Origin of the sequence: Lapillicoccus sp. (assembly GCF_046595215.1) — a bacterium.
Taxonomy (GTDB): domain Bacteria; phylum Actinomycetota; class Actinomycetes; order Actinomycetales; family Dermatophilaceae; genus Lapillicoccus.
In genome coordinates, this window is sequence record NZ_JBKJPP010000114.1 from 19,187 (window position 1) to 27,878 (window position 8,692).

Genomic DNA, 8,692 nt, shown 5'->3' on the forward strand with positions numbered 1-8,692 from the left:
AGGACGGAAGTCGTCGTGCTACAGGGGAGTCGGCTCGCGGTGTGTGCGCGGCACCAGCTCAACTGCCGTCGGCCTTCTCGTCGGCAGCCAGTGGATCAGCCACCCTCACGGTTGCGTCCTTCAGCGGACCTTGGGCCAGCCGCGTCACCAGTGGTGGCGTCAGCGACTCCAGATCGGCAACTGCACGCAGCGCGGTCAGAATGTCGTCGGGGCGAACGGCCGGTGTGGTGTGCCGTACGACCAGTCGCAGTATCGCACACCTGCCCGCCCCCGACGGGACGACCTGCGGCGCGGCGTCCGTCACCGTGTCCGACATCGCGGCCCCGAGGAAGAGCACGGCGGAGCGCACGTCGAAGGTCCGGGGGCCGGTCTTGAAGGTCCGGGTGACCTCGACGCGCTCCTGCGCCAGGAACGTCGCGGCCACCTCAGCAAGCCGGTCGAGCTCCACGTCGCGAAAGGCCAGGACCCAGTCGCTGGCCTGCAGGCGGTCCGCCAGGGCCCCCGGGGCCGCCTCGACGACCTGGAGGATGTCGATGCCCTCGGGTAGCGCAGCGTCGAGCGCGGTCCGCACCGCGTCGAGGTCGACCCGCCGGGTCACCGAGATCTCGAAGTACTCGCTCTCGCTCGCGGTCCCGGTCGGCGCGGCGTTGGCGTAGGAGATCTTCGGGTGGGGGTGGAACCCGGCGCTGAACGCCATCGGGACGTCGGCACGCCTCAGGGCACGCTCGAGGGCGCGCTGGAAGTCACGGGTCGAGGAGAACCGCAGTCGTCCCCGCTTTGCGTAGCGCACGCGCAGCTTCTGCACGGCACGCTCGGGCGCCGGCCCCTCGGGAACACGCGGTCGACCCATGGCGGGCAGGCTACGCGATGGCACCTTTAGATGGTGGCCGCGTCGTCGTGACCGCCGCGACGGACCCGCAGACCCGCGAACACCGGCGGCGGCTCCCGCCAGATGTTCTGCGACGTGCCGGCACCGGCCCGCGCGACGGCCTCGAGGACCCGGTCCGGGGTGAGCGGCATGTCGATGTGGCGGACCCCCAGGTGGCTCAGGGCGTCCACGACCGCGTTCTGGACGGCGGGGGTGGACCCGACGGTCGCCGACTCCCCGATACCCTTGGCGCCCAACGGGTTCATCGGCGTCGGGGTCTCGGTGTTCGACACGGTGAAGACCGGGAACTCGGTCGCGGCCGGGATGGAGTAGTCGGCGAACGTCGCCGTCACCGGGTTGCCGTCGCCGTCGTAGGCGAAGTGCTCCCAGAGCGCCTGCGACATGCCCTGCGCCACTCCCCCGTGCTGCTGGCCGGCGACGATCAGCGGGTTGAGGACCCGTCCGCAGTCGTCGACGGCGATGTGCTGGCGCGGAGTGACGAGACCGGTCTCGAGGTCGACCTCCACGACGGACACATGGGCCCCGAACGGGAAGGTCGCATCCTTGGGCGCGAAGTCGTGCTCCGCCCGCAGCGGGGTCCCGTCGGCCGCTGCCCGGCCGGCCACCTCGTCCCAGCCGACCGACGCGTCCGGCACGCCGCCGACCCGGAAGCGCCCCTCCGAGAGCTCGATGTCCGCGGCAGCAGCCTCGAGGAGCACCCCGGCCACCTCCGTCGCCTGCGCCAGCACCGTGTCCGTAGCGAGGGAGACCGCGGTGCCGCCGAGCTGGAGCGAGCGCGAGCCACCGGTCCCGCTGCCCCGGGGCACGAGGGCAGTGTCGGACTGCTCGTAGCGGATCCGCTCCATCGGCACCCCGAGCCGGTCAGCGACGAGCATCGAGAAGGTCGTGGCGTGCCCCTGCCCGTGGGCCGAGGTCCCCGCCCGCACGGTCACCGCTCCGTCGTCACCCACCTCGACCACCCCCAGCTCGCCCGCCCCGCCGCCCGTGATCTCGGCGTAGCAGGCCACCCCGATCCCCAGCGCCCGCACGTCGCCACGCTCTCGCCGCCCGGCCTGCTCGCGCCGCAGCCCGTCGTAGTCCGCGACCCGCAGCGCCTCCGTGAGCGCGAGGTCGTAGTCGCCGTTGTCATAGGTCATCCCCGCGGACGAGGCGTAGGGGAAGGCGCTCGGCGCGATGAAGTTGCGGCGCCGGATCTCGACCGGGTCGAGCCCGAGCTCGTCCGCGGCGATGTCGACGATGCGCTCGATCATCGCTGCTGCCTCGGGCCGTCCCGCACCCCGGAACGCTCCCACGGGAGCGGTGTTCGTCAACGCCGCAACCCCGGCATAGTCGAGCTCGGTGATGTCGTAGACCCCCGGCGCCATGATGTAGGTCGTGCTGTGCGCGAAGGTGCCGCCGAACCCGGCATACGCCCCGCAGTCCCCGACGACCCGACATCGCAGCCCGGTGAAGCGGCCCTCGGCGCTCAGCCCGAGCTCGACGTACTGCACCTGCCCCCGGCCCTGCATCGACAGCATCGCCTCGGAGCGGGTCTCGGCCCACTTGACCGGACGCCCGAGCCGTCGCGCGGCGGCGATGACGACGCTGTGCTCCGGCGGGAGCCCCGCCTTGCCGCCGAACGCGCCCCCGACGTGCGGCGCGACGACCCGCACACGGTCCGGCTCGAGACCGAAGACCCGGGCGATGGCGGCCTTGGCGCCGTGCGGCATCTGCGTCGCGATGTATGCCGTGACGTCGTACTCCGCGTCCGGCCCGCCGGGGACGGCGAGTATGGCGTTGCCCTCCATCGGGGCGACGGCCAGCCGGGGGTTGGTGATCCGGGCTCGCGCGACGTGCGTGGCTCCGGCGAGCACGTCACGCTCGGGGCCGCGCTCCCCCGCCGCGATGTTGCCGGGGACGGCGTCGAACTGCAGCGGGGCTCCGGGGGCCAGCGCCTCCTCCATGTCGACGACGGCCGGCAGCGGGACGTAGTCGACGTCGACCAGCTCGGCGGCGTCGACGGCCTGGGCCCGGGTCGCGGCGACGACGAGGGCCACCGGCTCACCGACGAAGCGGACCCGGTCGGTCGCGAGCGGCGGTCTGGCGCAGTCCTTGTTGACGACGAAGAAGGTGAAGCCCGGCTTCAGATCCAGGTCGGCGGCGGTGAAGACCCCGACGACCCCCGGGGCAGCGCGAGCGGCGTCGACGTCCGCGACGCTCACCCTCGCGTGGGCCATCGGGCTGCGGACGAAGACGGCGTGCAGGGCCCCCTCCACGGTGAGGTCGTCGACGAAGTCACCGCGGCCCCGGAGCAGGTCGGGGTCCTCGACGCGGGGGACGGCGTTGCCCAGCAGTGATCCGGCCATGTTTGTGACTGTATCCGCTTGGGCCGCAAGAGCGCTCGGCGAGGGCTACGCCTTCGGGGTCCGGGCGGCCTTGCGCTCGGCACTCGCCCTGCGGATCATCTCGCGGCGCTCGTCGTCCTCGATCCGGGTCGCGTCCTCGAGCGTGGGGGCCGTGCCGCCGAGGCGGGCCGGGAGGTACTTCAGGTCCTCGCCCGTCATCGGCTCGTAGCCCTCCTGGAGGTCGTGGAGCAGCTGCGACATCACCTCGTGGATCCGGGTCGTTGCCTCGTCGATGCTCTCGCCGGGCGCGACGCGGATCGGGTCGCCGACGACGATGCGGATCGGGACGCAGGTGCGGCCCAGGCGCTTGGGGTGTCCCTTGGTCCAGACCCGCTGCGACCCCCAGATCACCATGGGGACCATCGGCACACCGGCCTCCTGGGCCATCCGGGCCGCCCCGTTCTTGAACTCCTTGAGCTCGAAGGAGCGCGAGATGGTGGCCTCTGGGAAGACCCCGACGAGCTCGCCCGCCCGCAGGTCGCGGACGGCGCGGACGTAGGACGCGCCCCCGGCCGATCGGTCGACGGGGATGTGCTTCATGCCGCGCATCAACGGGCCGCTGAGGCGGTGCCGGAAGACGCTGTCCTTGGCCATGAAGCGGATCAGGCGCTTGGACGCCCGGGCGGCCAGCCCGGCATACGTGAAGTCCAGGTAGCCGGTGTGGTTGATGACCACCACCCCGCCACCCGACAGCGGGACGTGGTGGGTGCCCGTGATGGTGAACGTCAGGCCCTGCAGGGCGAAGACACCGCGGGCGACAGCGACGACGGACGAGTAGACCGGCTCCATGCCGACAACCTACGGGACCTTCGCCGCCGCGGCGACGGACTGGCGTCGTCACCCCCCCGACCACCCCACGGTTGGGGTGCATCCCCGCGGGTCTGGGAGGATCACCCCATGACCAGTGACTCCGCCATCCGCGCCACACAGATCCCGGAGAAGCCGTCCGTCGACGGCCTCGAGGACAAGTGGGCCGCGGTATGGAAGGAGCAGGGCACCTACACCTTCGACCGGGCGAGTGCTCTGGCCGGCGGCCGCGAGCAGATCTGGTCGATCGACACCCCGCCGCCCACCGCGAGCGGGGCCCTGCACATCGGGCACGTCTTCGGCTACGCCCAGGCCGACTGCATCGCGCGCTACAAGCGGATGGCCGGCCTCGAGGTGTTCTACCCCATCGGCTGGGACGACAACGGCCTGCCGACCGAGCGCCGGGTGCAGAACTACTACGGCGTGCGCGGCGACGCGACCCTGCCCTACGACGAGGCGTTCGAGCCGCCGCAGCAGGGTGACACCGACGCATCCGGCAAGGCGGTGAAGCTGTCCGCGCAGCATCCGGTCAGCCGCCGCAACTTCATCGAGCTGTGCGACGTGCTCACCGTCAAGGACGAGCAGACCTTCGAGGAGACCTTCCGCCGGCTCGGGCTGTCGGTGGACTGGGACATCAGCTATCGCACCATCGACACCCGGTCGCGGGCGGTCTCCCAGGCCTTCTTCCTGCGCAACCTGGCGCGCGGCGAGGCCTATCAGGCCGAGGCCCCGGGCCTGTGGGACGTCACCTTCCAGACCGCCGTCGCGCAGGCCGAGCTCGAGGCGCGCGACTACCCCGGCGCCTACCACCGCGTCGCGTTCCACCAGCCCGACGGGACGCCGGTGTTCGTCGAGACGACCAGGCCGGAGCTGCTCCCGGCGTGCGTTGCGCTCATCGCCAACCCCGACGACGAGCGGTATGCCGGGTTGTTCGGCAGCACGGTGACCTCACCGCTGTTCGGGGTCGAGGTGCCCGTCCTCGCCCACCCGCTCGCCGAGATGGACAAGGGCGCCGGCATCGCCATGTGCTGCACCTTCGGAGACCTCACCGACGTGCAGTGGTGGCGCGAGCTGCGGCTGCCGACCCGCTCCGTCATCACCCGAGACGGCCGGATCCGGGCCGAGACGCCCGAGTGGATCAGCGCCGATGGTGGCCGGGCGCTCTTCGACCAGATGGCCACGAAGACGACGTTCTCGGCGCGCACCGCCGTCGTCGACGCGCTGCGCGAGTCGGGTGACCTCGACGGGGAGCCGACGGCCACCCAGCGCAAGGCCAACTTCTTCGAGAAGGGCGACAAGCCGCTCGAGATCGTCACCTCGCGACAGTGGTACATCCGCAACGGTGGCCGGGACGAGACGATCCGCGCCGAGATGATCGAGCGGGGCCGGGAGCTCGCGTTCCACCCGGCGTTCATGCGCTCGCGCTACGAGAACTGGGTGGGCGGCCTCAACGGCGACTGGCTGGTCAGCCGGCAGCGGTTCTTCGGCGTGCCGGTCCCGGTCTGGTACCCCGTCGATGCGCACGGCGATGTGGACCACGAGCACCCCATCGTGCCAAACGAATCCGCGCTGCCGGTCGATCCGGTGGCCGAGGCACCCGAGGGGTTCGAGGAGTCACAGCGCGACCAGCCGGAGGGCTTCACCGGTGACCCGGACGTCATGGACACCTGGGCCACCTCGTCGGTGTCCCCGCAGATCGCGGCGGGCTGGCTCGACGACCCCCAGCTGTTCTCGGCCGTCTTCCCGATGGACCAGCGGCCGCAGGGTCACGACATCATCCGGACGTGGCTCTTCGCGACGGTGGTCCGGGCACACTTCGAGCACGGATCGCTGCCGTGGCGCAACGCGACGGTCAACGGCTGGATCCTCGACCCCGACCGCAAGAAGATGAGCAAGTCCAAGGGCAACGCGACGACGCCCATCGGCATGCTCATCGAGCACGGCACCGACGCCGTCCGCTACTGGGCGGCCTCGGCGCGGATGGGCATCGACGCGGCCCTCGACACGGCCCAGATGAAGGTCGGCCGGCGCCTGGCGATCAAGGTCCTCAACGCGAGCAAGTTCGCGCTGTCCTTCGGCGAGGTCGACCCGTCCACCGAGTTGTCGTCGCTCGTCACGGCCCCGTTGGACCGCGCGATGCTCGCGGCCCTCGGGGCCGTCGTGGACCAGGCGACGACCGCCTACGAGGCGATGGACTACGCCAAGGCCCTTGAGGTCACCGAGTCGTTCTTCTGGACCTTCTGCGACGACTACCTCGAGCTCGTCAAGGACCGGGCCTACGGCGGGCGCGACGTCGAGGTCAGCGACGAGGAGGCCGCCTCCGCCCGGGCGGCACTGCGACTGGCCCTCGACGTCCAGCTGCGGCTGCTGGCCCCCGTCGCCGTCTTCGCCACGGAGGAGGTCTGGTCGTGGTTCCACGAGGGCTCGGTGCACCGCGCGCCGTGGCCGACCCGCACCGAGCTCGGGGATGCCGCAGACGGCCCCGCGGGCGCCGCCGACGACCCCGCAGGCGCCGGTGCTGCCCTGCTCGACTCCGTCGGCGCCGCCCTCGCCGGGGTGCGCAAGGTCAAGTCCGAGGCCAAGGTCGGCATGCGCGCCGAGATCGCCTCGATGACGTTGCAGGGCACCGAGATCCAGCTCGCCCACGTCCGCGCCGCCGAGGCCGACCTCAAGGCCGCCGGCCACGTCACGAGCCTCGCGTATGCCGTGGCCGGCACGCTCGCGGTCCGCGACGCCGAGATCATCCCGCCGGAGCCGAAGCAACGCGCCTGACCACGGGAGGGTGCATCAGCACCGGCTCGGCAGCACGGTGCACCAGGGGACGTCCCATCCCGCAACGCCCAGGCGCCGGGCGACGAAGCGGTGCACCGGCAACGGCGCCACCTGCCCCGTTGCCGGGTCGTAGAGGTCCAGCCCGGTCCCGGACCGCGACGGGAGGACGAGGGTGACGTGTCTGGGCAGGAAGGCACTGCCGACGTAGAGCAGCGCGGGTCGTCCCACCCCCACGCGCCGCGACAGCTCCGCGTGGCGTCGACGCAGCGCCACCGGGCTCCCGAGCCGGCACCACGAGACCCCGTAGCGCATCCCGACCTCGGCAGCGCCCGCCTCCAGCTCGAGCCGGGCCCCCCACGGCGGGGTGCCCAGCCGGCGCGGCCACGGCAGCTGGATCCGGCCGCCGGCGCCCACGAGATCGTTGGTGCGGCCCACGACCACCTGCTCGAAGGCGGCCACCCGGCGATCCGGCGTGTCGCCGGCCGGGAGGTCGTGACCGCTGGCGTCGCCCTCGACGACCCACCGGGCGAAGACCGGGTCGACGAGCATCCGCGCAACGGTCAGTGCTGCGGAGCCACAGGTGAACGCTGACTGCTGGACCGGCGCGCGGTCGCCGACGTGGATACGGAAGGGCTCGGGCATGCGTCCGATCCTGCCTCCTCGGTCGCTGCTCGACCGCGGTGGGCCCCCAGCCTGCTCACGGCATACCCGGGGTATGCCGTGCCTGCGTGGGTCAGGCGCTCTCCTTGCGCTGGCTGCGCTTGGCGCGGGCCGGGGCCTCACGGCGCACGATTGTCGGGTTGACGTTGTCGAGGACGACCTCGCGGGTGACGACCACGCGGGCGATGTCGTCCTCGCTCGGCACGTCGAACATCACCGGGAGGAGCACCTCCTCCATGATCGCGCGCAGGCCACGGGCGCCGATGCCGCGCAGCAAGGCCTGGTCGGCGACGGCCTCGATGGCGTCCTTGGTGAACTCGAGCTCTACCCCGTCGATGTCGAACATCTTCTGGTACTGCTTGATGAGGGCGTTGCGCGGCTCGGTGAGGATCTGGACGAGCGCTGCCTGGTCGAGGGGGCTGACCGTCGTGATGACCGGCAGCCGGCCGATGAACTCGGGGATGAGGCCGAACTTCATCAGGTCCTCGGGCATGACCTCGTGGATCGACTGGGCGAGGTCCTTGGGCGTGTGCAGCTCCGACCCGAAGCCGAGGCCCTTCTTGCCGTTGCGCGACTCGACGAGCTTCTCCAGCCCGGCGAACGCCCCACCGACGATGAACAGGACGTTCGTCGTGTCGATCTGGATGAACTCCTGGTGCGGGTGCTTGCGACCACCCTGAGGGGGGACCGACGCGGTCGTGCCCTCGAGGATCTTCAGCAGCGCCTGCTGCACGCCCTCACCGGAGACGTCACGGGTGATCGAGGGGTTCTCGCTCTTGCGGGCGATCTTGTCGACCTCGTCGATGTAGATGATGCCCGTCTCGGCCTTCTTGACGTCGTAGTCCGCGGCCTGGATCAGCTTGAGGAGGATGTTCTCGACGTCCTCACCGACGTAGCCCGCCTCGGTCAGCGCCGTCGCGTCGGCGATGGCGAACGGGACGTTGAGCATCTTCGCGAGGGTCTGCGCGAGGTAGGTCTTGCCGCACCCGGTCGGCCCGATGAGCAGGATGTTGGACTTGGCGATGTCGACGTGGTCGTTGTCCTTCTTGGCCGGGGCACCCTCCCCCGCCTGGATCCGCTTGTAGTGGTTGTAGACGGCCACCGCGAGCGCCTTCTTGGCGACGTCCTGGCCGATGACGTAGTTCTGCAGGAAGTCGAAGATCTCCCGTGGCTTGGGCAG

The 8,692-nt window shown here is 71.3% G+C and carries 6 protein-coding genes; 1 reads left to right on the top strand and 5 read right to left on the bottom strand.

The genetic code is table 11. From position 1 onward, the window contains the following. Positions 1-58 precede the first annotated feature (58 nt). Genes ACLL9L_RS09285 through ACLL9L_RS09295 form a run of 3 tightly spaced genes read right to left on the bottom strand, consistent with a single transcriptional unit; the run spans position 59 to position 4,062 of the window. Positions 59-850, bottom strand: coding sequence for a TIGR03936 family radical SAM-associated protein (locus tag ACLL9L_RS09285; RefSeq protein ID WP_411284366.1), 792 nt, complete (start codon positions 848-850; stop codon positions 59-61). A gap of 26 nt (positions 851-876) precedes the next feature. Beyond that, positions 877-3,234, bottom strand: coding sequence for a xanthine dehydrogenase family protein molybdopterin-binding subunit (locus tag ACLL9L_RS09290; RefSeq protein WP_411284367.1), 2,358 nt, complete (start codon positions 3,232-3,234; stop codon positions 877-879). Between the two features lie 45 nt (positions 3,235-3,279). Continuing rightward, positions 3,280-4,062 carry a lysophospholipid acyltransferase family protein gene (locus ACLL9L_RS09295; RefSeq protein ID WP_411284368.1) on the bottom strand — a complete coding sequence of 261 codons (783 nt, stop codon included), beginning with the start codon at positions 4,060-4,062 and terminating at the stop codon, positions 3,280-3,282. 108 nt (positions 4,063-4,170) lie between these two features. On the opposite strand from ACLL9L_RS09295, the gene valS reads away from it, so the two are divergent. After that, positions 4,171-6,852, top strand: a complete 2,682-nt coding sequence (valS, locus tag ACLL9L_RS09300) for a valine--tRNA ligase (protein ID WP_411284369.1) — start codon at positions 4,171-4,173, stop codon at positions 6,850-6,852. 15 nt (positions 6,853-6,867) lie between these two features. Here valS and ACLL9L_RS09305 read toward each other — a convergent pair whose 3' ends face one another. Together ACLL9L_RS09305 and clpX are read right to left on the bottom strand one after the other, a co-directional pair. Continuing rightward, positions 6,868-7,494 (bottom strand): hypothetical protein, encoded by a 627-nt coding sequence (locus ACLL9L_RS09305; protein WP_411284370.1) that lies wholly within the window; start codon positions 7,492-7,494, stop codon positions 6,868-6,870. Between the two features lie 91 nt (positions 7,495-7,585). Beyond that, positions 7,586-8,692: ATP-dependent Clp protease ATP-binding subunit ClpX (gene clpX, locus ACLL9L_RS09310; RefSeq protein WP_411284371.1), on the bottom strand; the 1,107-nt coding region annotated here is incomplete at its 5' end.